24 protein-coding genes and 1 pseudogene are annotated in these 25,612 nt (G+C 66.7%); 10 read left to right on the top strand and 15 right to left on the bottom strand.

Annotated elements, in window-relative coordinates:
* From ACLP25_RS18645 to ACLP25_RS18630, 4 genes are all read left to right on the top strand, one after another.
* The coding region (locus ACLP25_RS18645) for an ROK family protein (protein ID WP_442470662.1) at window positions 1-557 on the top strand (557 nt) is incomplete at its 5' end.
* Entirely contained in the window at window positions 554-1,651 is a 1,098-nt protein-coding gene (locus tag ACLP25_RS18640) for a Gfo/Idh/MocA family protein (RefSeq protein ID WP_442470661.1), read from the top strand. The genes ACLP25_RS18645 and ACLP25_RS18640, both read left to right, overlap by 4 nt.
* A 186-nt stretch (window positions 1,652-1,837) precedes the next feature.
* Window positions 1,838-2,479: a ThuA domain-containing protein gene (locus ACLP25_RS18635; RefSeq protein WP_442470660.1), complete on the top strand. Its 642-nt coding sequence runs from the start codon at window positions 1,838-1,840 to the stop codon at window positions 2,477-2,479.
* Window positions 2,476-4,098 (top strand): glycoside hydrolase family 43 protein, encoded by a 1,623-nt coding sequence (locus ACLP25_RS18630; RefSeq protein ID WP_442470659.1) that lies wholly within the window; start codon window positions 2,476-2,478, stop codon window positions 4,096-4,098. Before ACLP25_RS18635 ends, ACLP25_RS18630 begins: the two co-directional genes overlap by 4 nt.
* A gap of 722 nt (window positions 4,099-4,820) precedes the next feature.
* Here ACLP25_RS18630 and ACLP25_RS18625 read toward each other — a convergent pair.
* The 5 genes and pseudogenes from ACLP25_RS18625 to ACLP25_RS18605 form a co-directional block, all read right to left on the bottom strand.
* Window positions 4,821-5,096 carry a hypothetical protein gene (locus ACLP25_RS18625; RefSeq protein ID WP_442470658.1) on the bottom strand — a complete coding sequence of 92 codons (276 nt, stop codon included), beginning with the start codon at window positions 5,094-5,096 and terminating at the stop codon, window positions 4,821-4,823.
* 117 nt (window positions 5,097-5,213) lie between these two features.
* Window positions 5,214-5,726, bottom strand: a complete 513-nt coding sequence (locus tag ACLP25_RS18620; RefSeq protein WP_442470657.1) for a tyrosine phosphatase family protein — start codon at window positions 5,724-5,726, stop codon at window positions 5,214-5,216.
* A 32-nt stretch (window positions 5,727-5,758) separates the two neighbouring features.
* Window positions 5,759-6,370 carry a hydrolase gene (locus ACLP25_RS18615; RefSeq protein WP_442470656.1) on the bottom strand — a complete coding sequence of 204 codons (612 nt, stop codon included), beginning with the start codon at window positions 6,368-6,370 and terminating at the stop codon, window positions 5,759-5,761.
* Window positions 6,367-7,005: pseudogene (locus ACLP25_RS18610) on the bottom strand (DNA-3-methyladenine glycosylase I). Before ACLP25_RS18610 ends, ACLP25_RS18615 begins: the two are co-directional and overlap by 4 nt.
* A gap of 57 nt (window positions 7,006-7,062) precedes the next feature.
* Entirely contained in the window at window positions 7,063-7,791 is a 729-nt protein-coding gene (locus tag ACLP25_RS18605; protein WP_442470655.1) for an SOS response-associated peptidase, read from the bottom strand.
* A gap of 106 nt (window positions 7,792-7,897) precedes the next feature.
* Here ACLP25_RS18605 and ACLP25_RS18600 point away from each other — a divergent pair, with 106 nt between their 5' ends.
* The 4 genes from ACLP25_RS18600 (at window position 7,898) to ACLP25_RS18585 (ending at window position 9,973) form a co-directional block, all read left to right on the top strand.
* On the top strand, window positions 7,898-8,161 hold the full coding sequence (locus ACLP25_RS18600; protein WP_442470654.1) for a hypothetical protein: 264 nt from the start codon (window positions 7,898-7,900) through the stop codon (window positions 8,159-8,161).
* Between the two features lie 55 nt (window positions 8,162-8,216).
* A complete protein-coding gene (locus ACLP25_RS18595; protein WP_442470653.1) occupies window positions 8,217-8,507 on the top strand; it encodes a DUF4424 family protein in 291 nt (96 codons plus the stop codon).
* Between the two features lie 25 nt (window positions 8,508-8,532).
* Window positions 8,533-9,516 (top strand): acrylyl-CoA reductase (NADPH), encoded by a 984-nt coding sequence (acuI, locus tag ACLP25_RS18590; RefSeq protein ID WP_442470652.1) that lies wholly within the window; start codon window positions 8,533-8,535, stop codon window positions 9,514-9,516.
* A gap of 91 nt (window positions 9,517-9,607) precedes the next feature.
* Window positions 9,608-9,973, top strand: a complete 366-nt coding sequence (locus ACLP25_RS18585) for a Crp/Fnr family transcriptional regulator (protein ID WP_442470651.1) — start codon at window positions 9,608-9,610, stop codon at window positions 9,971-9,973.
* 38 nt (window positions 9,974-10,011) lie between these two features.
* Here ACLP25_RS18585 and ACLP25_RS18580 read toward each other — a convergent pair whose 3' ends face one another.
* From ACLP25_RS18580 to murI, 8 genes are all read right to left on the bottom strand, one after another.
* Window positions 10,012-10,590 (bottom strand): cold shock domain-containing protein, encoded by a 579-nt coding sequence (locus tag ACLP25_RS18580; RefSeq protein WP_442470650.1) that lies wholly within the window; start codon window positions 10,588-10,590, stop codon window positions 10,012-10,014.
* Between the two features lie 608 nt (window positions 10,591-11,198).
* A complete protein-coding gene (locus ACLP25_RS18575) occupies window positions 11,199-11,954 on the bottom strand; it encodes a response regulator transcription factor (RefSeq protein ID WP_442470649.1) in 756 nt (251 codons plus the stop codon).
* Window positions 11,955-12,277: 323 nt separating this feature from the next.
* The gene (fixJ, locus tag ACLP25_RS18570) at window positions 12,278-12,889 is read right to left on the bottom strand and encodes a response regulator FixJ (RefSeq protein WP_442470648.1); all 612 of its coding nucleotides are present in this window, start codon (window positions 12,887-12,889) and stop codon (window positions 12,278-12,280) included.
* On the bottom strand, window positions 12,886-14,223 hold the full coding sequence (locus ACLP25_RS18565) for a PAS domain S-box protein (RefSeq protein ID WP_442470647.1): 1,338 nt from the start codon (window positions 14,221-14,223) through the stop codon (window positions 12,886-12,888). The genes fixJ and ACLP25_RS18565 overlap by 4 nt, the downstream gene beginning before the upstream one ends.
* Complete coding sequence (locus tag ACLP25_RS18560) at window positions 14,169-15,449, bottom strand: PAS domain S-box protein (RefSeq protein ID WP_442470646.1); 1,281 nt, start codon at window positions 15,447-15,449, stop codon at window positions 14,169-14,171. The genes ACLP25_RS18565 and ACLP25_RS18560 overlap by 55 nt, the downstream gene beginning before the upstream one ends.
* A 272-nt stretch (window positions 15,450-15,721) precedes the next feature.
* Entirely contained in the window at window positions 15,722-18,010 is a 2,289-nt protein-coding gene (locus ACLP25_RS18555) for a PAS domain-containing sensor histidine kinase (RefSeq protein WP_442470645.1), read from the bottom strand.
* A 220-nt stretch (window positions 18,011-18,230) separates the two neighbouring features.
* Window positions 18,231-20,888: an aminopeptidase N gene (pepN, locus tag ACLP25_RS18550; RefSeq protein WP_442470644.1), complete on the bottom strand. Its 2,658-nt coding sequence runs from the start codon at window positions 20,886-20,888 to the stop codon at window positions 18,231-18,233.
* A 96-nt stretch (window positions 20,889-20,984) separates the two neighbouring features.
* On the bottom strand, window positions 20,985-21,809 hold the full coding sequence (gene murI / locus ACLP25_RS18545; RefSeq protein WP_442470643.1) for a glutamate racemase: 825 nt from the start codon (window positions 21,807-21,809) through the stop codon (window positions 20,985-20,987).
* Between the two features lie 165 nt (window positions 21,810-21,974).
* Here murI and ACLP25_RS18540 point away from each other — a divergent pair, with 165 nt between their 5' ends.
* Window positions 21,975-22,910 carry an energy transducer TonB gene (locus tag ACLP25_RS18540; protein ID WP_442470642.1) on the top strand — a complete coding sequence of 312 codons (936 nt, stop codon included), beginning with the start codon at window positions 21,975-21,977 and terminating at the stop codon, window positions 22,908-22,910.
* Here the strand turns inward: ACLP25_RS18540 and ACLP25_RS18535 are convergent.
* The gene (locus ACLP25_RS18535; RefSeq protein WP_442470641.1) at window positions 22,907-23,047 is read right to left on the bottom strand and encodes a hypothetical protein; all 141 of its coding nucleotides are present in this window, start codon (window positions 23,045-23,047) and stop codon (window positions 22,907-22,909) included. The two genes, ACLP25_RS18540 and ACLP25_RS18535, sit on opposite strands and share 4 nt — an antisense overlap.
* Here ACLP25_RS18535 and ACLP25_RS18530 point away from each other — a divergent pair.
* Entirely contained in the window at window positions 23,046-23,786 is a 741-nt protein-coding gene (locus ACLP25_RS18530; protein ID WP_442470640.1) for a DNA polymerase, read from the top strand. The genes ACLP25_RS18535 and ACLP25_RS18530 overlap by 2 nt on opposite strands.
* Window positions 23,787-24,829: 1,043 nt before the next feature.
* On the opposite strand, the gene ACLP25_RS18525 is transcribed toward ACLP25_RS18530, so the two are convergent.
* Window positions 24,830-25,612 (bottom strand): cytochrome d ubiquinol oxidase subunit II (locus tag ACLP25_RS18525; protein ID WP_442470639.1); only part of this gene is annotated, 783 nt, incomplete at its 5' end.

Genomic DNA, 25,612 nt, shown 5'->3' with positions numbered 1-25,612 from the left:
ACGGCGAGCTGTTTCGCGGCGCGAACGGGCTCAGCCCCGACCTTGGCGACTTCATGCTCCGCGCGCCGAGCGACGGCGGCGGACGGCTCGCCGACGCGGCCTCCGAAACCGCCGTGCTCGCCGACGCCGAAGCGCTGCTACGGCCCGGCGATCCCGAGGCGCCCTCGCGGCCAGACCGGGCGATGGCTGAGCTTCTCAAGCGCGCGGACGGCGGCGACGCCGCTTGCGCCCGCGTGCTCGCCAAGGCCGGCGAGTCCCTCGGCTTCGCCATCGCGAACCTCATCACGCTGTTCGCCCCTCCCAAGGTGATCGTCTCCGGGCGCGCGATGACGGCGAGCGAGCACTTCATCGCGCCGCTGCGCGCAACCGTCGCGGCGCTGCTGCCCGCGAGCCTCGCGGACGTGTCGGACATCGTCGTGCGCGAATGGAGCGAGCGAATTTGGGTTCAGGGCGCCGCAGCCATGACGCTGCGCGATCTCTACGGCGCGCCGTGGGGCACGACGGGCCCGGCGCCCGTTCGCGAACTTCACCCGGCTGAGACGGGAGCATCGTCATGACAAGCGTTCGTGTCGGCGTCATCGGCTGTGGCAACATCAGCGCCGCCTATCTCAAGGCGGCGAAGGCGTTTCCGATCCTGGACATCGTCGCCCTCGCCGACGCCAATCCGGAGGCGGCGCGGGCGCGGTCGGCCGAGTTCGACATTCCCGCCCAGTCGGTCGAGGACGTGCTCGCCGATTCAGCGATCGAGGTCGTCCTCAACCTCACGGTCCCCAAGGCTCATGTCGAGGTGGGTCTGAAAGCCATCGCCGCCGGCAAGCACGTCCATTCGGAGAAGCCGCTCGGCGTCACGGTCGCGGAGGCCCAACGCCTTGTCGAGGCGGGGAAAACTCGGGGACTTCGCATTGGATGCGCGCCGGACACGTTCCTGGGCGGCGCGCATCAGACCGCGCGCCAATGCGTGGACGGCGGGCTCATCGGGCGGCCAGTCGGCGGAACGGCCTTCTTCATGTGCCCGGGCCACGAGCGCTGGCACCCGAACCCGGGCTTCTACTACCTCGCCGGCGGCGGACCGATGCTCGATATGGGACCGTACTACGTCACCGACCTCGTCAACCTGCTGGGGCCCGTGGCGAGCGTCGTCGGCGTTGGGACGCGGACGCGGGCGGAGCGTCTCGTCACGAGTCCGCCGCTTGCCGGGACCCGCATTCCCGTCGAGGTCGCGACCCACGTGACCGGCGTGCTCACGTTCGTCAGCGGCGCGGCGGTGTCGGTGACCATGAGCTTCGACGTCCCCAGGCACCGTCACGTCCCGATCGAACTCTACGGCGAGGCCGGCTCGCTGATCGCGCCCGACCCCAACTTTTTCGGCGGCAAGGTCGAAGTCGCGACCGCGGCCGAGGACTGGCGCGAGGTCCCGACCCGCCACGCCTACGCCGACGGCAACTATCGCATCATCGGCCTCGCCGACATGGCCCAAGCGATCCGGACGGGCCGGCCGCATCGCGCGAGCGGCGACCTGGCGTTCCATGTCCTCGAAGTGATGGAGGCGTTCCAGAAATCGTCGCAGTCGGGCGCCGCGGTCGCCATCGCAAGCCGGCCGGAAAGGCCGGCGCCCATGCCGGAGTCGCTGAAGGTCGGCGAACTCGATTGAAAGCGTCCCTTCTCCCTGCGAAGGGCGTCGTGAGAACGCCCGCCTCTCGACGGGCTATGTCGGGAGAAGGTGGCGCGAAGCGCCGGATGAGGGGCTGCGCCAGCGATCGAACGCTAGCGCTGCCCTCACCCCAGCCCTCCGTCCGCGTCGCCGGGCCGGGCGGTCAAACCGAAAGGAAACGAAACCATGCGGGAAGCGCTCATCGTCTGGGGCGGCTGGAGCGGGCATGAGCCCGAAAAGTGCGCCCGGATCGTCGCCAGGATGCTCGAAGAGCAGGGCTTTAGGGTCTATGTCGAGAACACGACCGAGGCCTTCGCCGATCCGACCATCGCCGACATGAATCTCATCGTGCCGATCGTCACCATGTCGAAGATCGAAAAGGAGGAAGTCGAGAACCTGACCGCCGCGGTGCGGGGCGGCGTCGGGCTTGCGGGCTTCCACGGCGGCATGTGCGACGCCTTTCGCGAGAGCGTCGACTACCAGTTCATGTGCGGCGGCCAATGGGTCGCCCATCCCGGCGGAGTCATCGACTACCGCGTCGACGTGACCCGGCCCGACGACCCCATCATGCAGGGATTTGCCAGCTTCCCGTACCGGTCGGAGCAATATTACATGCACGTCGACCCTTCGAACGAGGTGCTCGCCACGACCACCTTCTCCGGCGAGCATGCGCCTTGGACGAAGGGCGTCGTGATGCCGGTCGTCTGGAAGCGGAGGCATGGCGAGGGCCGCGTCTTTTACAGCTCGCTCGGCCACGTCGCGGCCGAGTTCGATGTCCCCGAGATGCGCGAGATCTTTCGCCGCGGCATGCTGTGGGCGGCGCGGTGAGCGCCGTCATCCGCAATCCGATCCTGCCCGGCTTCAACCCGGACCCGTCGATCTGCCGCGTCGGCGACGACTATTACATCGCGACGTCGACGTTCGAATGGTATCCGGGCGTCCAGATCCATCACTCGCGCGACCTCGTGAACTGGCGGCTCCTCACACGCCCGCTCGATCGCGCTTCCCTGCTCGACCTCAGGGGCGAGCCCGATTCCTGCGGCGTCTGGGCGCCCTGTCTCTCCCACGCCGACGGACAATTCTGGCTCGTCTATACGGACGTCAAACGGCTCGACGGCGCCTTCAAGGACGCCCACAACTACATCGTCACCGCGCCCTCGATCGAAGGCCCGTGGTCGGAGCGATCCTACGTCAATTCCAGCGGCTTCGATCCGTCGCTGTTCCACGACGACGACGGCCGCAAGTGGGTCGTCAACATGGTCTGGAACCATCGCGACCCGGCCGGCGCGCATCTGAGACACCCCGCCTTCTTCGGCATCGCCCTGCAGGAATGGGATCCTCAGTCGGGCCGCCTCGTCGGAGAAGCGAAAACGATCTTCGCCGGAAGCCCGCACGGCCTCGTCGAAGGCCCGCATCTCTTCAAGCGCAAAGGCTGGTACTACCTGACGACGGCCGAGGGCGGCACCGGTTACGACCACGCCGTGACGATGGCGCGTTCCCGCCAGATCGACGGGCCCTACGAGCTTCACCCGAACGTCCATCTCATCACGTCGAAGGACGCCCCCGAGGCGCCGCTGCAGCGCGCCGGACACGGACAGATCGTCGAGACGCCCGACGGGCAGGTCTACCACACCCACCTTTGCTCCCGCCCGCTTCCCGGCCAGAGGCGCTCGCCGCTCGGCCGCGAGACGGCGATCCAGAAGTGCGTCTGGGGCGGCGACGACTGGCTCTATCTCGCCCACGGCGGACAGATTCCGGCGCTCGAAGTCGCGTCCCCGTTTCCGGCCCAACGCGAGCCGAAGCCCACGCTGCACGCTTATGCGTTCTCGCCCGAGGCCGGCCTGCCGCTCGACTTCCAATGGCTGCGCACGCCGCATCCCGAGCGAATTTTCTCGCTCTCGGCGCGGCCGGGCTGGCTCAGGCTCATTGCACGCGAGTCGATCGGCTCGTGGTTCGAGCAGGCGCTCGTCGCGAGGCGGCAGGAACATTTCGCGTATCGCGCCGAGACGGAGCTCGATTTCGCCCCGCGGAACTTCCAGCAGGCGGCGGGGCTCGCGGCCTACTACAACCGCGCCAAATTCCATGCGCTGGCGGTAACGTGGGATGAGGCGAGGGGGCGGTCGCTGACCCTCCTGAGCTCTACGGGCGACCGCGAGGGCCGGCTGAGCTTCCCGCTCGCCGCGCCGGTCCCGCTCGGCGACGGGCGGGTCAGGCTCGCCGTCCGGGTCGACCGCTCGGACTTGCAGTTTGCTTATGCCGAAGCCGGCGGCGCATGGCGCGAGGTCGGCCCGATCCTCGACGCGTCGATCGTCTCCGACGAGGCCGGCGCCGGCGAACACGGATCGTTCACCGGCGCCTTCGTCGGCCTCATCGCCTTCGATACGTCCGGCGGCGCAATCCCCGCCGACTTCCGCCATTTCCGCTACGAGGGCCGCGACGCGCCTTAGCCGATCTCCCGGGGACCGTTTGGCGCGCCCGGATTGACGCATGGCGTTCGCCCCTCGTCCCGTCTCCTGGTCCAGCCAAAAGTCTTGCGCGCTGCAATGAAATGATCCTGATGCAGGGTGCGTCAAAATGACAAGTTGCCCTTAGACCTTCCAGGCGTCACATAAGGTCCGGCGAAACTGGAACGAGAAGAGTACAGGTTACAGGTATCGGTGGATTGTAATACGGTGGTTTGATCTACGCTTTCCAGTTTCGCCACCCCAAGAAATTTACGGGCGTCCGGGGCGTCTCGCGCCAAAAATGAAGGCGCGTCCACAGTGTCATGCGAAGGGACATCCATGGTCGATCGACGCCTGGTTTCCGACAAAATCGCCCGGTCCGACCTCATGGATCCGGGTGAGGGGCTTGCGATTGCTCGTCTGCGAATGATGATCGCGCGCAGCGAAGGTCGCAAGCACCGCCGCGATTTCGCCGAAGCCATCCGTCGCGTGGAGGCCGGCGCGACGCGCCCTTGAGGCCACGAACAGGGCGATTCCAAAAGCAGGAACGCCTGGCGCAGCGGATCGACGCGGCTCAGGCCAGTCCAGCGTGAACGGCGCGCCTTCGAAGCCCATCTCGCCGCGGCCGATCTCGACGACGGCCGCGCTGGGCTGACCGTTGCGCTTGAGCGCGTCGTCGGCCAGCGCAACGAGGCGCGAGCGCGGCGGTTTGAAGCCCCTCGTTATCAGGGCTTGGCGCGTGAGAGCGCGGCGGCGCGCCCGGCAGCCGCGTAAAGGTTCACCCGGGAATAGACGCCGAAGGCCGAACCGTCGTCGAGAAAGCCACCGCCGGGTCCTTCCGTCTCGGTCAGGATGCGGTTCACCTCGGCGAGGGTGAGCTTGGGGAAAGCCGCCGTCAGCAGATTCCCGGCTTCGGGCGGCAACGCGCCGACGTCCTCGACCTTGTCTGCGTTTTGCGGATGCGCGATCGCGAGCCCGTAAGTCTGCAAGGGTGTCGCCACAGGTCGCCTCGAGCGCCTTCGTGAGCTCCGCCCGCGCGGTCGCGACCGCTCCCCGGAAGTCGCCGATGATCGCCGGGACCTGAGTCTCGGACGTCGCGGTCATCGTGGCGACGTCCTTCACGCCAGGTCTAGCGTGAACGGCGCGCCTTCGAAGCACATCTCCCCGCGGCCGATCTCGACGATGGCGGCGGTCATCCGCCCGCCGCGTTCGAGCGCGTGGTCAGCGAGGGCGACGAGGCGGGCGTTGGGCGTCGCGGTCGGCGAAGCGGCGCGGAGCGCGCGGGCGACCGCGAACTCGTCGCGCGCCGGGTTCAGCGCGCAGGCGGCGATGAAGGCCGCGGCGGTCGAGCGGCTGACGCCGGCAAAGCAATGGATCACCATCGGCTCGGCGCGGTCCCAGTCGCGGACGAAGTCCAAGAGGTCGTCGAGGTGCTCGCGCTCCGGGAACACCTCTCCCGGGTTCGGCGCGATAATGTCGTGGACGGCGATATAGCGATGCCGATGAGGCGCGATCTCGATCGGGCGCGGCACCGGCGTCCCGGGGCTGATCAGCGTAACGAGCGAGCGGGCGCCGGTTCGTGTGACCGTCTCGCTGATCCGGGCGAGCGAGCAGACATGCAGGCGCGGCATCGGATGTCTCCTGTTTTGGGGGCGGAGACCTTCTACGCCTTCGCGGCAGCGGCGTCGAGTTCTACGAAGCGATCGAGGAAGCGGGCCTCCGCATCGTCCGGACGCATCGGCTCGAGGAAATGGATGAAGCGGCGGACCGGAACGGTCGGCTCGCCGAACAGCTTCCGCGCCTCGCCCTCGGCGAAACCCGCGAGCGCCGTCGCCTCCATGAAGGCCGAGAGCCGGTCGGCCGCCTTGATCCGCTTCGTAAGCTCCGGAGCGAGATCGGGGGGCAGGCCGAAGCGAATGTGGATCGCGCGCATGAGCCGCGTCTCAATCCGGCGGTAGTCGCCGCCGACCGCCGCCTTGAAGGGCGAAATGAGGTCGCCGATCACGTATTCCGGTCCGTCGTGGAGAAGCGCCGCCAGCCGCTCGCGCTGAGACGGCGCGGGCTCGGCGGCCGAAAACAGCGCCTCGACCAGCAGCGCGTGCTGCGCGACGGAGAAAATCTCCGGCCCGTGCGTCTGGCCGTTCCATCGGGCGACCCGAGCGAGGCCATGGGCGATGTCGCCGATCTCGACGTCGAGCGGCGACGGATCGATGATGTCGAGCCGCCGGCCCGAGAGCATCCGCTGCCACGCGCGATGGCGGACGCGGTCGCTCATGCCGGAAAGTCTCGCGCGAGCGCGCGGCAGGCTTCGTGCCGGCAGCAGGCGACGAGATGGTCGTTCACCATGCCCGTCGCCTGCATGAAGGCGTAGACGATCGTCGGGCCGACGAAATTGCCGCCGCGGGCGCGCAGGTCCTTGGCCATCGCCCGCGACTCGTCGCTCTCCACGGGAATGTCGGCGAGGCTCTTGCGCTGCGGCTCAATCGGCCGTCCGCCGACGAAGCTCCACAGGCGCCGCGCGAAGCCCTCTTTTTCCATCAGGTCGAGATAGATGCGGGCGAGCGCCTGCGTCGCCTCGATCTTGGCGCGGTTGCGCACGATGCCGGGGTCGGCCATCAGCGCCGCCTTCTTGGCGTCGTCCCAGCGCACGATCTTGTCCGGCTCGAAGCCGTCAAAGGCGCTCCGGAACGCCGGTCGCTTGCGTAAGATTGTTATCCACGACAGGCCGGCCTGGAACCCGTCGAGCACGAGCTTCTCGAACAGGGCGCGGTCGTCCTATTCGGGCGCGCCCCATTCCTCGTCGTGATAGGCGAGGTAGAGCGGATCGACGCCGGGCCAGGGACAGCGGTGCAGTCCATCGGCGTGCGGCACGACGACAACGACGCGGGGCGGCTTTTCTCGCTCGGCCATCGAATCCTCGAAGAATCGGCTCGGCAGTCTTGGCGCTTGGCCGCCCCGCGGGCAAGGTCAGATGAGCGTCGCGCGCTCGGCGGCGCGGATCGGCGCGGCGAGCGCTTCTTGCACGCGCGCGTCATCGTTGGCGACCCGGTTGACCAACGGCCCGACCTCGACCAATTCGAGCGCCTCATCGGGCGCGGGCGTCAGGAGCCGCAGCGCCTTCACCGCGTCGACGCCGTCGACGTCGAGCCAGGCGGAGAAGTTTTCGGGCTCGATGATCGCCGGCATCCGGTCGTGAAGGCGCCCGACGAGCGCGTTGGCCGCGGTGGTGACGATGCAGGCGGTGTCGATCTCGCCGCCGGTCGGATCGCTCCAGGTCTCATAGAGGCCGGCGAAACCCATCGGCTCGCCGGAAACGCGGCGCACGAGATAGGGCCGTTTGCCCGCCGCGCCCCGCCCGCCCGGCGCCTTGCGCCACTCGTAGAAGCCGTCGGCGATCACGAGGCAGCGGCGCCGCTTGAGCGCAGCGCGGTAGCTCGGCTTCTCGGCGACCGACTCGGCGCGCGCATTGATGATCAGCGGGAAGACCTTCGGGTCCTTGACGAAGCCCGGCAAGAAGCCCCAGCGGACAAGGCGGAAGCGCCGCCTCTCGCCGCCACTGTGCGGCTCGGCGAGGACGATCGGGATCGGCTGGGTCGGCGCGATATTGAAGCGCGGCGGAAAGTTCGGCGTCTCGGCATAGGCGAAATAGGCCCGCACCGCCTCGGGCGGCAGAGTGATCGCGTAACGTCCACACATTGCTCGTCTCCGTCCGGCGTCGCGCTCCGCCGGGCCCGAATTAACCTATTTGAAGGTAATGCGTCGCCTTCGCCGGGCAACCTCCCTAAAATGCCGTCCGATGTCGATGGATCCCCACATATCGCTGATTGCGCTGAGCGAATCCAACGCCCGCGACGCCGCGATGTCCGCCGCCCTGACCTATGTCGGCGAAGCTTTCGCGCTCGCGGCGCTCGATGGCGTCGAGCCGCAGGATCTGGCCGAGGCCGCGCTCTGCGCCGCGATGTGCGAACTCGTCGCCGTCCATGGCGAGGACGGCGCGGCGCGGATCGCCGCACGGCTTGCCGACCGCACGGCGGCAGGCGAGTTTTCCGTCAGCCGGCGACAATAGTCCTTCCCTTCGGCGCCCTTCGCGGCGCAAAATGCGGCCCCGCGGGGAGGGCGACATGCGCAGGCGCCATTTGCTGGTCATCGCGGCGATCGTCGCGTTCGGCGAGACCGCCTCGGCGAACGACTCGACGGCCGAAGTGACCACCCGCGGACTCGGGCTCGACAAGAGCGCCGACATCGTCCTCAAGTCCGAGGACCTGGCGATTTCGATAAAGGAGATCGTCGTCCGCTATCGATTCTTCAACGGCGGAACGGGGGACAAGACGGTCACCGCGGCCTTCCGTCACGCCCATTTCACACCGACGCGCGATCTCGATATTCTCATCCTCTATCGTCCAAGGCCCTGAGTTCCAACGCGAGAGGCGCATTCCCATGCCGTTCAAAGCTGTGCGAGCCGACAAGACCGAGGCCGGACAGGACGTCCGTTTCGTCCAGATGGAGGAATCCGAACTGATGGACGGCGACGTGACGATCCGCGTCAGCGATTCGACCGTCAACTACAAGGACGGGCTCGCGCTGTCGGGCAAGTCGGCGGTGATCCGGCGCTTCCCGATGATCCTCGGCATCGATCTCGCGGGTGTCGTCGAGACGTCGAGCCATTCGGGCTTCGCCCCCGGCGACGAGGTGATCCTCAACGGCTTCGGCCTCAGCGAGACGCATTTCGGCGGCTACGCGGAAAAGGCGCGCGTCAAGGGCGACTGGCTGGTCAAGGCGCCTCAAGGCCTCAGCCGCCGCGAAGCGATGGCGATCGGCACGGCCGGCTACACCGCAATGCTCTGCGTGATGGCGCTCGAGCGGCACGGAATGACGCCTGCCGCCGGCCCCGTGCTGGTGACCGGCGCCGCCGGCGGCGTCGGGTCGACCGCGATTTCGTTGCTGGCCGACAAGGGGTGGAAGGTGATCGCCTCGACCGGACGGGGGAGCGAAGCGGACTATCTCAAGAGCCTGGGCGCGTCGGAGATCGTCGACCGGGCGACGCTCTCCGCGCCCGGCACGCCGCTCGGCAAGGAGCTTTGGGCGGCGGCCGTCGACAGCGTGGGCTCGACCACGCTCGCCAATGTCCTCGCGCAGACCCGTTACGGCGGCGCTGTCGCCGCCTGCGGTCTCGCCGGCGGCATGGATCTCCCGGCGACGGTGGCGCCGTTCATTTTGCGCAGCGTGGCGCTGCTCGGCGTCGACAGCGTCCAGCGTCCGATGCCCGACCGCCTCGAGGCCTGGCGTCGGTTGGCCAGCGACCTCGATCGCGCCAAGCTCGCTGCAATCACCCATACGATCCCGTTCGACCAGGTCTTCGAGGCTGGGCGCAAGATCCTCAAGGGCGAGATTCGCGGCCGGGTCGTGGTCACGATCGGTTGATCGGCCAGCGATTGTCAGGAACCATCGTTCGTCCTATGCGTTGCGCGGCGCGCCGCGTCGTTTCCGGCGCGCCCCGAACAGCGACATGACGATGAGCCCTGACGATTTCAGCCTGCTTCTCGGTCCCGACGTACCGTCGCATTTCTTCGCCGCGGGGGAGGTCATCTTCCGCGAGGGCGACCGGGGTGAAGGCTTCTTCGTCATCCGTCGCGGCACTGTGGAGATCCGATCCGGGAACCGTCTCCTCGAAACGCTTGGCGAGAACGAGATCTTTGGCGAGATGGCGCTGATCGACGGCGAGCCGCGCAGCGCCGACGCCGTCGCCAAGACCGACGCGATCGTCGCGCCGATCTCTGAAAAGCAGTATATCTTCCTGGTGAAACATACGCCCTATTTCGCCCTCAAAGTCCTACGCGTGCTCGCACGGCGGCTCCGGGCCCAAAACAGGGCGTCGTAAGGACGGGGCTCGGCCGGCCAGCCATTACCCCGCCGCGGCTACGCGAAGATCTCGACGGCCTCGCGGCCCTTGGCGGTCTCGACGACCCGCATCGTTACGGGCTGGCCGCCGACGAGGCGGCCGACCCGGGTACGGTTGAAGATCGAGCAGTGGACAAATACGTCCCGGCCGAAGTCGTCGGCGGCAACGAAGCCGAAGCCTCTGACCTCGTCGAACCACTTGACCTTCCCGGTGACCTCAGTCGCCGAGGCGAGGTCCGCGGCCGGTCGCTGCGTCCGGCACGGCTCCCGCCGGGCCGGGCGGCTCGGAACGACCGCCGTCGAGGCGTCGATGGCGAGAACGCGCGTGACCTGCCGGCCGCGCGGCCCGTCCTCCAGCACGAAGCTGATCGTCGCGCCCGAGGGGACCGTCTCAAGCCCAAAGTGGCGCAGCGCCTTGGCGTGAAGGAAAGCGTCGCCCTGCCCGTCGGGCATGTCGAGGAAACCGTACCCCTTGTCGACGCGGAACCACTTGACGGTCGCGACGGTCGATTCGTCTTCCGGCGTCGCCGTAACCATTGACGACTCGACAGGGGTTTCGGCGAAGGAAAGAGCGCCGAGGCTCACGTTCATGTTCATCGTTAGAAGTCTCCTTCGCATCAACTCCCGCGCGGCGGCCGGGGCCGCGCGCGACATTCGGATGGAATGCGACCGGACCCGAGCCGGCGCAACAATCACCCGAGCCGTATCCTCGCCCCTATGAGCAGGTCCGGCGACGGTTTCGGCGGCCGAACGAAGGCGGGGGCGTTGATCGCTGGCTCCGGCGTTGCTCGAATTTGCCATTCCAGATTCCCCGGGGGCCGAAGGACGGCGATCTCCGCGGCCGCGATCAGGCTCGCCGCGACGAGCGGCCGCCCGATGCGGCGCCCCACGCTCCGCCCGATGTCGTCCGCGTCGACAGCGCTAGCGGACTCCCGTCGGAAGACTCTCTCTTGGCTCTCCCTCATTTGTCGACCCCCCAGCAATCGAGGAGGCGCGCCTTCGCTCTGCGCCGCGCGTCAGCGCGAGGCGAGCGCCTTTCGTTTTGGACGATTTTCGCTTGCCCGTTGACGTACGATTGTCCACCGCGTGAACTGGCGCAATTGTGGATTCTACGTAGCCGTCTACGTGTCATTTGCCGCGGTCCTGCGGCCGGCGAGAGACGGCCGGAATCGGCGAAGGCAAACTGTGCGGAAGGCGCTGCGGCGCTAATCGAGACCGTCGGGCTCCAATCGGAATCCCGCCCCGCGGACGCTCACGATAAACCGCCTCTCTCCCGTCGGATCGAGCTTTCGGCGTAGGGTTCCGACCTGAACGTCGACGACGTTGGTCTTGACGTGGGACTTACTTCTCCAGATGTCCTCGAGCAGTTGTCGACGCGACAAAGTTTGCTTGGGGTGACGAGCGAAATATTCCAGCAGCGTGAATTCTCGCGGAAGCAGGTCTACCGATCGGCCCATGCACCGAACGGCGCGCCCGACGAGATCGATCTCGATCGCTCCGACGTGGAGGACCGTCTTGCGGTCCTCGCGGCAGCGGCGCAGCAGCGCCTCGACTCGCGCTGTCATCTCGCGGAGATCGAACGGCCGAGCGAGATAGTCGTCGGCTCCCGACCGGATATAGGCGATACGCTCCTCGACGGACTCGGAGACGCCGACGACCATGACCGGCGTCTGGTCGTCCGCCGCCCGGAGCGCCTCAACGACCTTGAGGCTATCCGATCCGTCGGCCCCGCGTTCGACAATGATCGTCGAAGCGCCGTGCAAGCTGCCAACGCGCAGGCCCTCCCGCACGGACGAGGCGATCTGAACGACGAAGCCGGCGCCTTCCAACGCCGTACGCATGGCCTCGGCGAGATCGCTGTCGTCCGCGATGATGAGAATGGCGCCGCGCTTCGGCGCCAGACCTGCACCGGCGCGCCAAGGGATGGCGTTCCTGAATTCAGCCGGGTTCGAAACACTCATTCGCTTGGCCTTTGCGACCCGCGTTATCTCAGCCCCTGCCACAGCAGCCTGCGCCACCTTTCCCAAATCGCGCGGCGGCGGGTTTCGCACGAGTCGGGATCGGAATCGGCCCCAACGGCGCGAACTATCCAATACAATTCCGTCATTGAAGGCGGACGGCAATACGGGATTCTACTTAGAAGCGCTCAAGTCTTCGTGACCGCTCGCTGGCGCCTTTCAAGCATGCGGGAGCCACGCTCGCGGCTGTTTACCCTCTATCGCAAGGTCGCCCGGTCGCAAATGACAGGCGTTCCAAGAGCGGCGCCGGCTTACGAGAGCTTGCGTCAGTTGCGCTCGACGTTCAGGAACATTCGGACCAATTCGGAGAGGCTGCCCGCTTGGGTTTTTTTCATCACGTTCGCGCGGTGGACCTCGACGGTCCTCGGACTAATTCCCATTTCGTAGGCGATGATCTTGTTGGGCTGGCCCCGCACCAGCCGGTCGAGCACTTCGGTTTCACGCGCGGTGAGCGTGGCGAGCCGCGCCTGCGCCTCCTGGACGCTGTGGGCGTTCAGCTGCGAGTCGCGACCGACGTCGAGCGCGCGGCGGACGGCGTCGATCAGGTCTTCGCCCTGGAACGGCTTTTCCAGCAAATCGACTGCGCCCTTTTTCATCGCCCGCACGGCCAACGGAACGTCGGCATGGCCGGTGACGACGATAACGGGCAGCGCGACCCCCAGCCGGGCGATCTCGGCCAGAAGGTCCATGCCGCTCATGCCCGGCATGCGCACGTCGGTGACGATGCAACCCGCAGGCTTCGAGTCGAGTTCGGCGAGGAACGCGTCGGCGGAAGCGTAGGTCTGCACCTCCAGTCCTTCGTTAAGGAGGAACATCCGGATCGAGTCCCGCAAGGCCTCGTCGTCGTCGATCACGTGCACGGTCGGGGGAGGCGTCATTCGTCGCCCTCCTCCGCCGCCAGCGGCAACGTGAAGCTGAACACCGTCCCGCCGCGCGGATTCGATTGAGCCCGGATGCGCCCGTAATGGGCCTCGATGATCGACTTCGAAATCGACAAACCTACGCCCATTCCACTCGCTTTGGTCGACGTCAAGGGCTCGAAAAGGCGCTCCTCGACCAAGTCGGCCAGGCCAGGGCCGTTATCGGAGATATCACAGCGGATCATACCGTCATCTTCGAGCGCGGTCGATACCGCGACCCGCCCGCCCAGCGGGTCTCCGATCGCCTCGAGCGCGTTGCGAAGCAGATTGGACAGGACCTGGCCGATCTGGACGGGGTCCATCACGACAATGTCGCGCGCGGCGGAAAGATCGAGCGCCAGCGCCGCTCCGCGCGCCTTGGCGACGGAAAACGACTCGGCCGCGACCTTTTCGATCAGCGCGTGCAAACTCTGGAAGGTCTTGTCCGGCTCGCCGCGACCGACGAAGTCGCGGAGATGGCGGAGGATGTCGCCCATGCGCGCCACCTGCGCCACCGCCCGCGCGATCGCGTCCTCAACCGGCGCGGCGCGCAGATGGGGCGGCTTCTGGAGCATGCGGCGCGCCGTCTCGAGATAGACGCCCATCGCCGCCAACGGCTGGTTGAGCTCGTGCGCCAGCGCGCCGGCCATGCCGCCGATCGCGGTCAGACGCTGGGCCGCCAGCTGATCGATGCGCGACTCGATCCGCCGCCGCTCCGACAGGTCGCGAACAAACCCCACGAACATGAGGTCGTTGTAGACCGCCGCCTCATTGATCGAGAGTTCGATCGGAAACAGCGTGCCGTCGTTCCGTCGTCCTTCGGATTCGCGACCCGTTCCGATGATCCTGGCTACGCCCGTCTCGAGGTAGTTCGCAATATAGCCGTCGTGCCGCTCGGCATGGCGCGGCGGCATCAGCATGCGTACGTTGCGGCCGATCACCTCGTCGCGATCATAGCCGAACATTCTCTCGCCGGCAGCATTGACCCATTGGACGACGCCTTTGATGTCGATTGAGATGATTGCGTCCTTCGCGCCATCGAGAACCGCAGCCAACTGCGCCACGGTCCGCACGGCGGTATCCGCCATGCGCTTGCGCTCGGTGACGTCCTCGACCGGCCTGACAACCCAACGCGGCTCGCCCGCGGCGTCGTGCGTCATGGACACGCTTTCGCGCACCCAGATCAGCTCACCGTCTTTGCGCAGGCGCCTGTGCTCGTTCACGTAGGCCGGGACCTCCCCGTGCAGGATCTGGTCGGCTAGGTCAGAGATCTCTTCCCGATCCTCCGGATCGACGGTATCGACGAGCCGCATCGCCTCAGTTCTCCGGTCGTATATCCCGTCAGCTGGCAATAGGCTTCGTTCGCCTCTACGATCGTCCCGTCGGCGTTCGCCATCACGAAGCCGATGGCCGCCTCCGCAAAGGCGTTGCGGAATTTTTCCTCGCTTTCGCGCAGCGCTGCTTCGGCCCTCTTCTGCGCCGAAATGTCCTCGGCTGACATGATCACGCCGCCGATCGCCCCGGACGAATCCGTCCATGGAAACACGGCCCAGCGCAGCCAGCGCACCCGACCGACGTCGTCGACCCAAAAGTCAGAGTTGTCGCTGTGGAACTCGCCCGATTTCACCAGTTCGTGGATCGCCTTCCATCGTTCCGGAAGGTTGGGATTGACGGCATAGTGGTTGACGCCGACCAGACTGGCGAGGCCCCGCCCGTAATTGGCGAGCCAGCGTGCGCTCGCCGCGACATAGGTCATGTCGCGATCGAACATCGCGACCTCGATCGGGGCCTGCTCGACGAACCTTCGGATGTGCGCCTCGCTGTTCTGCGCCGCCTGCTCGGCGGTCCTGACGTCGGTGATATCGCGGCAAACACCGATCATCCGGATCGGCCGGCCCGCATCGAAATAGACCTGACCGCGCGCGCCCATCCATCGCAGCGCGCCATCGTTCTCCCGGCGGATGCGGTACTCGGCGTGATAGAGGCCGTCGCCGGCGGGATCGTAAGCGGCCGCGAGCGCTGCATCGATCTTCGGCCCGTCCTCGGGGAGGGCGAGGCCGCGGACCCGTTCCCGATTGACGACGCCTTGCGCAGACAGTCCGAAGATGGCGCGCATCGCGTCCGTGTCGGCCGCCGCGTTCCTGACGATGTCGAGGTCGAATGTCCCCATGCCCGCCGCCGAAGCAAGGCGAAAACGCTCGCTCGCGATCAGAAGCTTCTCGGCGACCTTCCGCCGGCCCTCGGCCTCCCCGAGACGCAACAAGGCGCGCTGCAAGGCTTCTCCCAGCGCGCAGACAGCGGTCGAATAGAAAAGAAAGCCGCAGAACCGCAGCGCAAAGTCGGCGGTGAGCGCCGGCGGAAACCACAGCGGGCTGGCGAGAACAGCCACCAGCGCGGCGCCGATCCCGGGAACGGAGCCGCCGAGGGCCGCCGCCATCGCCACGCCTGGATAAAACACGAGGTAGGGATAGTCCGGCCGATAGCCGAGAGCCGCGATCCGAATCGCCACCCATGGCAGGCCGGCGGCGGCGCCGATCACGAATCTCCAGGGCCAGTTCAGCCCGCGAACGAGGGCTATGACGCCCGCAACTCCGCCGGGCCGGGCCCGGCCTCCGCGGGAGCGCGCTTCGCCTCCGCACTCGCGTCGATGATCCAGCTCTTGAAAGTCCGAACCCAATCGTCGCCTGCCGCCCCCCGCCGGCCGCGAAGGCCTTCGGAATGGTTCTTCCAGACGCAACTGTGGTCTGAAACGGAGTTTCGTGCAAGCCGTCGGCCGGGCAGCCGTCGGCCGGGCGGTCAGAAGCCCTGCGGTCAGGCGACCTTGGCGAGCGCGATCGCCCTCGCCCCGCGCTGCACGCGCGGCAGCGCAACGATGGCCACCGCCCCTTCCCCGGCGCGCGAGGCGAGGCGCAGCGTTCCGCCGTGCAACTCGACCAGCGAATTGGCGATGGCGAGGCCAAGCCCGGAGCCTTTCATACCGTTCGCCATGACGGCGTCGCCCTGTTCGAACGGCCGTCCGAGCCGTTTGATGTCCTCGGCCTCGATTCCAGGACCGTTGTCCTCGACATAGAAATAGATGCGGTCAGCGATCGCCTCGGCGCCGATTTCGACCGCGCCGCCTTCGGGCGCGAACTTCACGGCATTGCGCATGAGCGTCGTGAGGATGCGCTCGACCGCCGCCGCGTCGGCTTCGATGGCCATCTCGGGTTCGACCGCGACCGCGATGGAAACACGCTTCTCGCGCGCTGTCGCCGCGACGTCCTGCACCGCGCGGCCGACCGCCTCGTCAGCGCGAAAGCGGCTGTAGCTCAGCCGCTCGCGGCCGGCTTCGAGTCGGGACATGTCGAGAATGTCGCTGACGACGTGAAGCAGGTACTCGCCGCTGGACAGGATGTGCTGGCAGTAATCGCGATATTTCTCCGATCCGAGCGGACCGAACGTCTGGCTGCCCATCAGCTGCGAGAAACCGATGATTGCATTGAGAGGCGTGCGCAACTCGTGGCTCATGTTGGCGAGAAACTCGGCCTTGGCGCGATTGGCGGCTTCCGCCTGGGCCTTCTGCTCGTGATAGCGTTCGGCGAGGTCGACCAGCTGCTGCGCCTGCTCCTCGAGCGAGCGGCGCGACTGGCGCAGTTGCGCGACCGTCGCCAGCAACAGGCGCTCGGAGTTCATCAGCTGTTCTTCATGCTCTTTGAGGGCGGTGATGTCGGTTCCGACCGACACGAAGCCGCCGTCGCGGGTGCGCCGCTCATTGACCTGCAGCCATCGTCCGTCCGCCAGGCGCGCCTCGTAGGTGCGCGCTTCGCGCCCGGCCGAGAACGACTCTCCGGCGTTCCGCGCCGTCGCCAGACCGCCGTAAGGCGCGCCCGAGCGGACAAGGGACTCCGGAATATTGTGCAGGCGCTGGTACTTGGAGTTGCACAGCACCAACTGATGACTGGAATCCCACAGGACGAAAGCCTCTGAAATCGCATCGATCGCCTCGCGCAGGCGTTGATCGGCCGTCGCCGACTCCTCCGCCTCGCGCTTGCGCTCGGTGACGTCGAAGGCGATGCCGACCAGGGTCGCCCCGCCGGTTTCTTCGTCCTCGACCACTTCCGCGCGCTTGCGAAGCCACACCCATCGCCCGTTAGCCGCGCGCATGCGAAACTCGACGTCGACGTAGTCGCCCGCCCGCTCGACGGCGAGCCGCGCGAGCGTCTCGAGGCTCATGTCCTCGGGATGAACGAGCGACTGCAAGTCCGCGACCGTCCAGTGACCGGACCGTTCGGCCAGATCGAGCACGCCGAACATAGAGGCTGACCAGACGATCCAGCCGCGGTTGAGATCCCAGGTCCACAAGCCGCAGCGGCCGCGGTTGAGCGCCAGATTGACGCGGGCGCGGCGGGCGGATTCTTCGCGCAAGCGCTTGAGCCGCGCCCGCGCGTCGGCGGCGTAGAGACCGGCCGCCGCGAGGATGAGGGCGACCGTGAAGGCGAGCAGGACCACGGTCACAGTCGCCGCGCGACGCCAGGCCGCAAGGTGCGGCTCGACCGGAGAGGCGAAGACGACGCGACCGCTCGTCGCCGCCAGAGGCCGCGCGACGACGAAGCGATCGCCTGCCCGATCGTCGGTCACGCGCGCGGCCTCCGACTGGCCGCTCTGAACCGGAAGCGCGTCGTCCACGTCGGGCTCGGACCCGGATTCCGAAGCGGGCGGATCGGCCGCGATCTTCCGACCTCTAGCGTCGATCAGCGCAGTCCTAGCCAGCCGTTCCGCCGGATTGGCGTCGAGAACCCGGCGCAGCACCTCGGCGGGCGACGTTTTCGGCTGCAACTGAAGCGCCGCGTCGAGCTCAGCCGCGACGATCCTCGCACGCATCCCGACCTCGAGGGCCGCCTCGGTGAGAGCGACCTCGCGCTCGGCGCGCAGATGCTGGAAGGTGAGCAGTATCGCGGCCATGACGGCCACGGCCAGGGCGAGCGTCGCGACCGGCGGGGTCGGGGATCGCCGCGTTGCGGCGCCGCGCGCCGCAACACGCGTTTCGGCGCTCTCGGCGCCCATCCGCCAAGCCTTGTCGTCCAGGCACGCCTCCGCATGTGCCGCGTTCGCACGCGTCATTGTTTTCCCCAGACCCAGCAGAACTTAATCTTCGGGTAACCGCCGACGCCCGAATCAGTACGATAAGAATCCTTGTGTGAATCTTTGTCCAGCCCCTTGACGGAGCCAGACTCGCATTTTTCAAGGGCTGGGGAAAACGGCAGGCGGCCGCCGGAGCGGTACGCGGTTCGGCGGCTCAAGGCGAAAAACCTTGCCTCGCCTGGCGCGACTGTCGCCCGCCTTACCCTAGGCTACGCGTCACGATGTCGCGCACGTCCGGCGACAGTGACGGAAGGGCGGCGATCCGCTTCAGCATCGCCTCGGCGCGATCGCGGCGCGCCTCCTCGAGCGAACGCCACGAGCGCATGGCGGTGAGAAGCCGGGCGGCGACCTGCGGATTGGTCGGGTCGAGCGCGACCACGATTTCCTCGAGGAAGGCGAAGCCCTCGCCGTCCAACCGGTTGAACTGGGTCTGGTTGGCGGTGAAGCCGCCGACCAGCGCCCGCACCCGGTTCGGATTTGACATCGAGAAGCCTCGGTGACTCATCAGTCCGCGCACCCGGTCGAGCGTCTCGCGCTCGGGGATCTGCGCCTGCAGGGCGAACCACTTGTCGAGGATCAGCGGCTCCATCGCATAGCGGCGGCTGAAAGCGTCGGATGTGTGCTCGCGGGCCGAATTCGGCTTCCACACGATCTGGGTCAGGGCGCCGAACCGCTCGGTCATGTTGTCCGCGTCCCGCAGCTGCTTGTGCGCCCGGGCGAGGCCGTCGATGATGTTGCCGTCGGCATAATGAGCGAGCGCGACGTTGCGCAGCGCCCGTCGTCCGGCCGACTCGGCGTCGGGGCTGAACGGCCGGGGGTCCGCCAGCCAATCGTGCAAATCGGCGAGCGCGTCGCCGTGCTTGCGGCCGAGCGCGCCGCGCAGCGCCTTGCGCGCCGCGTAGATCGCGTCAGGATCCACGTCCTCGCCGATTTCGCGGGCGATGTCGGCCTCGGTCGGCAGGGTCAGCGCCAGCGCGGCGAACGCCGGATCGATGCGGCCGCCGCGCGCGTCGTCGATCAGCGCGCCGAACGCCGCGATCAGCCCGGCGTTGCGTTCGGGCGCCTTGCCGGCGCGGATCGCCTTCACACTGCGCAGCAGCACACGTGTGACGAGGCTCTGCAAGGCCTGCCAGCGGTTGAAGTTGTCCGGGTCGTGCCGGGAGAGCACGGCGAGATCGTCCTCGGTCACATCGTCGTCGACGTTGACCGGCGCCGAGAAGCCGCGCAGGAACGACAGGGCGGGGCGGCGCGGCACGTCGCGGAAGACGATGGAGCGCTCGGCTTCGTCGAGGATGAATACGCCCGAGGCGAGTTCGTCCGCCGTCGCGTCGGCGGACGCCAGCCGGATATCGTCGCCCTGCGGGTCGACGAGACCGAGCGCGAGCGGCATGGTTGCGGGCAGCTTGGTCGGCTGTCCGGGCGTCGGCGCAAGCGTCTGGGCGATGTCGAGGCGATACGTCCGGGCCTGCGGATCGTAAGCCGTGCGCACCCGCAACTTCGGCGTGCCGGCCTGCGAATACCAGCGCACGAAGCGGCTGAGATCGCGGCCCGATACGTCGGCGAAGCAGCCGATGAACTGCTCCACCGTCGCAGCCGAGCCGTCGTAGCGATGGAAATACATGTCCATGCCGGCCCGGAACGCGTCGTCGCCGATCAGGCGCTTGAGCATCCGGATGACCTCGGCGCCCTTCTGGTAGACGGTCGCCGTGTAGAAGTTGCTGATCTCGTTGTAGACCTCGGGTCTCACGTTATGCGCGAGCGGCCCGGCGTCCTCGGGAAACTGCGCCGAGCGCAGCGCCCGCACCTCGGCGATCCGTTTGACCGGCGCCGAGCGCATGTCCGCCGAGAACTCCTGGTCGCGGAAAACCGTCAGGCCCTCCTTGAGGCAGAGCTGGAACCAGTCGCGGCAGGTCACCCGGTTGCCGGTCCAGTTGTGGAAGTATTCGTGCGCGATCACGCCCTCGATGTTGGCGTAGTCGTCGTCGGTCGCCGTCTCCTGCGAGGCGAGGACGTACTTGTCGTTGAAGACGTTGAGGCCCTTGTTCTCCATCGCGCCCATATTGAAGTCGGAGACGGCGACGATGTTGAACACGTCGAGATCGTATTCGCGGCCGTAGACGGTCTCGTCCCACGCCATGGCGCGCTTGAGCGAATCCATGGCGTAATGCGCGCGTTCCTCGCGGCCGTGCTCGGTATAGATGGCGAGGTCCACCTTGCGGCCGGAGGCGGTGACGAACGAATTCGAGATGTGGGCGAGATCGCCGGCGACGAGCGCGAACAGGTAGCAGGGCTTCTTGTGCGGGTCGGTCCAGACCGCCCAGTGCCGGCCGGCGGTTTCCGAATTGCCCTTGCTTTCGAGGTTGCCGTTGCTGAGCAGCACCGGCGCCTCCGCGCGGTCGGCCTCCAGCCGCACGCGGTAGGTCGACAGCACGTCTGGGCGATCAAGGAAATAGGTGATCCGACGAAACCCCTCGGCCTCGCATTGCGTGCAATAGGCCGAGCCGGAGCGATAGAGTCCCATCAGCTTGGTGTTCGCGGCGGGATCGAGGCGCGTCTCGATCTTGAGCGTGAAGGCGCCACGGGGCGGGTTCGGCAGCACAAATTGTGAAGCGCTTGCCTGAAAGGCCTCCGGATCGAGCGTCGCGCCGTCGAGTTCGGCCGAGACCAGATGGAGTTCGTCGCCGTCGAGCGCCAGCGCCGCGCCCGCAAGTCCCGCCGGATTGGGTCGGACGGTGAGGGTCGAGACGACCCGGGTCGCGTTCCGGTCCAGCGAGACGTCGAGATCGACCGAGTCGATCAGGAAATCCGGGACGCGATAATCGGCGAGACGAACGGGCTGTCCGACCGAAGTGCGCATGGGCGCTGGCCTTTCCGACTGAGCGAATGCCGCTTCTCTTACGACGACGCGACCGCGTTGAACAATCGCAGACAGACCCTTCCCGAGGCCGCTCGCTCAGGCGGTCGCGAGGCTGATCGCCGCCGTGGGGGTAAACTCCAAACCGTATCGAAGCAAGGCCTTTTGCAGACCCGGCTCTGGCCGCCGGCCGCTGGTGAAAACGAGGGCGCCCGTTCGCGGCGCCGCCGTCTTCGGGGCTCCGCCGAGGAGGGAATCGAGCCGTCGCGCGATCGCCGGCGCGGGATCGACGAACGCCACCGGCCAGGGTTGAAGCCGCTCGAGCGTCTCGATCAGCAGGGGAAAATGGGTGCAGGCCAGCACGACATGGTCGGTGCGCCGGCTATCCTTCTCGACGAAGCACGGCGCGATTTCGCGCTCGATCTCGGCGTCGTTCGCCGGTTCGCCGCGCATGATGCGCTCGGCGATCGGGGCGAGGGCCGCCGAGCCGACCAGAGTCACCTCGCAGTCGGCGGCGTGTTCGCGGACGAGCGCATGCGTATAGTCGCGGGCCACCGTCCCCCGGGTGGCCAGCACGCTGATCAGCCCCGAGCGCGACGCCTTGGCGGCCGGCTTTATCGCCGGGACGACGCCGACGAACGGCAGATCCGGATGAGCGGCGCGAAGATGCGGCAGGGCGAGCGTCGAGGCGGTGCTGCAGGCGATGACGACGATGTCGGGGCGCCAGTCGGCGACGATCCGCGCCATCACCGTCCCGACGCGCCCGACCAGCGCCGCCTCGCTCAGCCGCCCATAGGGGAAGGCCGCGTCATCGGCGACATAGACGATGCCCACATCCGGCCTGAGCCCCCGGATCGCGCCGAGCACCGTCAGGCCTCCGAGCCCCGAATCGAACACGACCGCTCGCGGCGCTTCGGCGCTCATTTTTCCGCAATCCATTCCTTTTCGGCCGCGGCCATCCGCCCAGGCCGCCCTGCCCTTACGCGAAAACACGTCCTGCGGCAAAGCGTTGCGCCGGTCCGGACCGGCATGGATTCACGGGCGTGTGAACCGAAACCGCACCCAAAACCATTGACCGCGCCGGGGATCATGGACCAAGGAGAGGCCTCGCGCATCTCAACAAAGCTTTCGCCGCTCATGTCGTTGTCCGACGCGTCCTTCAAGGCCGACGCGATCGATCATCTCGCCCTCCCACCGTCGCCGACCGCCGCCGAGCGTCGGGGGTTGAAGCTCGCCCTGATCGCGGCGGCGGCATTGCACCTTCTCATTCCGCTGGCGATCGTCGCGATCTCCGCCTTCGCTCCCCGCCCCGTCCCGCCGCTCCAGGAAATCCCCGTCGAGATTGTGGTCGAGAAGCCTCCGCCGCCAAAGCCGGCGGGGGAGAAGCCCAAGCCTCCGCCTCAGCCCGAGGATGAAAAGCCGGCTTATGACGCCCCGAGCGCCGCGACCCAGGAGAAGGCCAACCGGGAGTCCGCTGACACGAAGACGATGGCCCCCGCCGCCAAAGCGGAGCCCTCGCAAACCCCGGGCGCGCCGCAGGAATCGAAAGAGCCGCCGGCCGCCCAGGTGCAGAAGGCGCAGGCGGCGCCGATTCCGCAGGAAGCGCCTCCCGCCAAAAACGCGGATACGCGCGCGGCGCCGACGCCGGCGGCGGAAGAGGCGGAAGCCGCGCCGCCGGCCCCCATTCCTGGCGAGAAGCCTGCGCCGCCTCCGGCGCCTCCCGCGAAGACGCCGCCCGGGACTCCGCCGCCGAGCGCCGAAGTGTTGCCGGAGTACAAATTCGCGCATGCGGCGACCGAATCGCCGATCATCGGCGGCAGCGCGGATACGCGCTATTTCACGATTGTTTACGGCATGATCAGGGCCCGTCTGCATGAGCCGGGCGTCCCACCCCCCCATGGCGGCGCCATCGTCTTCGCCTTGGACGAGACCGGCAACCTGCTCGCGCGCAAGATCGTTACCTCGAGCGGATCGCCGAATCTCGACATGGCGGTCATGAACGCAATCGCCGAAGCGGCGCCCTAGCCCTCCAGCGACTGGACCTTGAAATTGAGCGCCGCCGGGGACTGGGCGGGCTTCTCGACGGCTTTATCATTGGCGGACACTGCCTGGCTCATGACGAACAGTCCTACGATGGCGAGATGACTAGCATATTTCCACATGGTATTTTCCTCCAGGAAAGCAGGTTTTGGTTCTTGGATTACGACTTCCCAGATTCTACGCAGGAACCGCGCCGAAGTCACCCGGCCGCCGTCGATTACGTCCTGGCCAGCCAATTTGGGTCTACTTTTTTGCCCCGGCCATGGGCGCCGATCGCAGCAAGGGCTGGCATCGTCCGCGCCGAACTCGATCCGCTGGGGGCGGCTACCGGCAGATTCAGTTGCAGCGACCCAAACTTGCAGGGGCCTCCCCGCCGCTGTGCTTCCTGCCATCGAAGCTCCGCCAGGCCATGTCCTGCTTGAGGCCGACTACTCGCAAATGGAACTGCGCGTCCTCGCCCGCTTCTCCCAGGACGCCGCCCTGCTGCATACCTTCCAGCACGATATCGACCTCCACGCCCGCACTGCCGCCCGCGTGCTGGACATCGCCGAAACCGACGTGACCGACCAGCAGCGGTCTCTGGGCAAGACATTGAATTTTGGCATCGTCTACGGACAGACCGGCTACGGACTTGCCGACGAACTGGGCGTGACCATGCAACGTGCCGAGCAACTGCTGGCCGCCCACGCCGCAGCTTACCCTGGTGTCATAGCCTGGATCGCCGCCGGCTCGTCCCCCGATATGGTGCAGGTGTCGCCCTTCGAGGAGTCTTCCACATGCTCCTTGGTCTCGCGGTTCGCCAGGTCCATCCACGTCCAGTCGCGATCAAGTGGGTTCTTGCAATCGCCTTCGGAGTCATAGTTCACGCGGCCCCAGACGTAGTACGGCAATTCCGCAAAGAAGGGGCGAGGCATCGTGATTCGCAACTGGAGTTCAGGCATGCGAGCCAGTTTACCACAGTTCCGTGCCGGTAGCACTAGCCGCCAGCGCTCATCGGTCCCCGAGAATCGATCTCGCGCTGCGGGTACCGTCTGATCGCGAGCCCATGCCGTCGGGCGAGTGTCCACGGTTTATAGTGGAGCAGCCCAAGGCACCGCCGCCGAATGCGACGGATCATGGTCGAGACGATGGAAACCTTGCCCACCGAAGCGTGCCGCTAAAGGCCAAGACCGAAAGGACCTGGGCAAGTAAGCCTCCTGGCTGGTGAGCCCGCAAAGTCCTGGCCTGGCCAAGTAGCGTTTGCCAACCGGCGTGCCCAGAACAGCTGTAAACAACTGGCCGTAAGTCACCACGCCCAAAGGCTTTTCGTAGCCCTCCCGCTGCCCCCCAATCCCGGACATTTTGTCCGGGTTCGGGCTGCTCATGGCAACCGCAGTGGGCTGCCCCAGCCCCCAAACCGCCCTGCAAAACGGTCCGAGCGGCATGCAAGTTCAGGCGGCCTCGAAATCGGTGCGCCGGTTCTCACGATGCCTTCCTTGGCCGGCCTACCCGTCCCGGAAAGGTCTGCCGTGGCGACTGCCTGAGTACCTGGGACGCGGCACTGGATGTCAAGAAAAACCGGGTCACTGGGCAGCAAATTCCCAACGACAGAGGCTGTCGTCTATGGCAATCGGATGGGAATAGTACCCCACTTCCTTGCCAGCGGAGCAGTGCCCCTCCGCAGGCAAGCAGTCTCGAAAAGCTTCGGATTCGCTGCGGCCAGCCGTCCGGCTGTATACTGGTCGTCCTCGTCCGCTTGCCGGAATTCCGTAGCCGCGGGGGCAAAATGGCGGATTGATGACGCCACGGCTTCGGGTCTCCTCGGTGCCCGAGGTGGTTTTTTGATTTCGCGGTTTCTGTTGTTCCGTGCGAGGTCTAGAACCCGCAGCCCAGAATTCATTCGATCCATCCAGGCGTGTCATGGCTCAATAATAGCCCTGATTGTCGCGGCAGATGCTCACTTTGCCGGCATACCGTCGAGAGATGAAGACAAAGTAGGAAGCAGCCATGATAAAGGCAACCGGCCACCAAACGAGCGCCGCCAGAAGGGTGCCGGGACTGGAGGCAGCGCCGTAAGCCGTTACGGAATTCTCCGGGGCCAGTGTCGAATAGAGCATCACCGGGAAAATCGCGGCGGCACCGGTGCCGAGAAGGCCCGCGATCAAGAACGTCGATCCAATAAATGCACGAAACTCCAGCCGCTTGCGCATTCCCGTGACCAGCGTGACGACCGAGGTTGCGACCATAATCAGTCCCAACCATGAAAAAGGGTTTTTGATCGCGTGGCCGAGGACGTCGGGGCGGACATACCCGGTTTCAACGGAGACGATCACGCCCAGCGGGCCTAAGACCAGCCACAACATCATGGCGTACGACGCACTGCGGTCATGCACCGGTCCTTCCGTCTTCAACGTCAGGTAGGTTGCGCCATGTGCGGCCAGCATGACAACTGCAAAGAGGGCCACCGATAGCGTGTACCAGTCGAGAAGTCCCACATTTCCGCCCCGCTGCAACAAAGTCTGGCCGAAGTCTGTAAAGAAGGCCATGGCAAAATTGCCATGGTCATCAAGAGGAACTCCCCGTGCCAGGTTGCCCCCGGCAGCGCCAAACAGGACATCGAGAAGCAAACTTGAGATCACGAAAACAAAATCCCAAAAGCCCTGCCAAAGGTGGTCGTTGATGTGGCCGCCGAACTCGATGGAAATTCC

The sequence above is a fragment of the Roseiarcus sp. genome, from assembly GCF_052145395.1.
Lineage (GTDB): Bacteria > Pseudomonadota > Alphaproteobacteria > Rhizobiales > Beijerinckiaceae > Roseiarcus.
The sequence above is the reverse complement of the archived record's forward strand: the minus strand, read 5'-3'. Positions and strand labels throughout refer to the sequence as shown.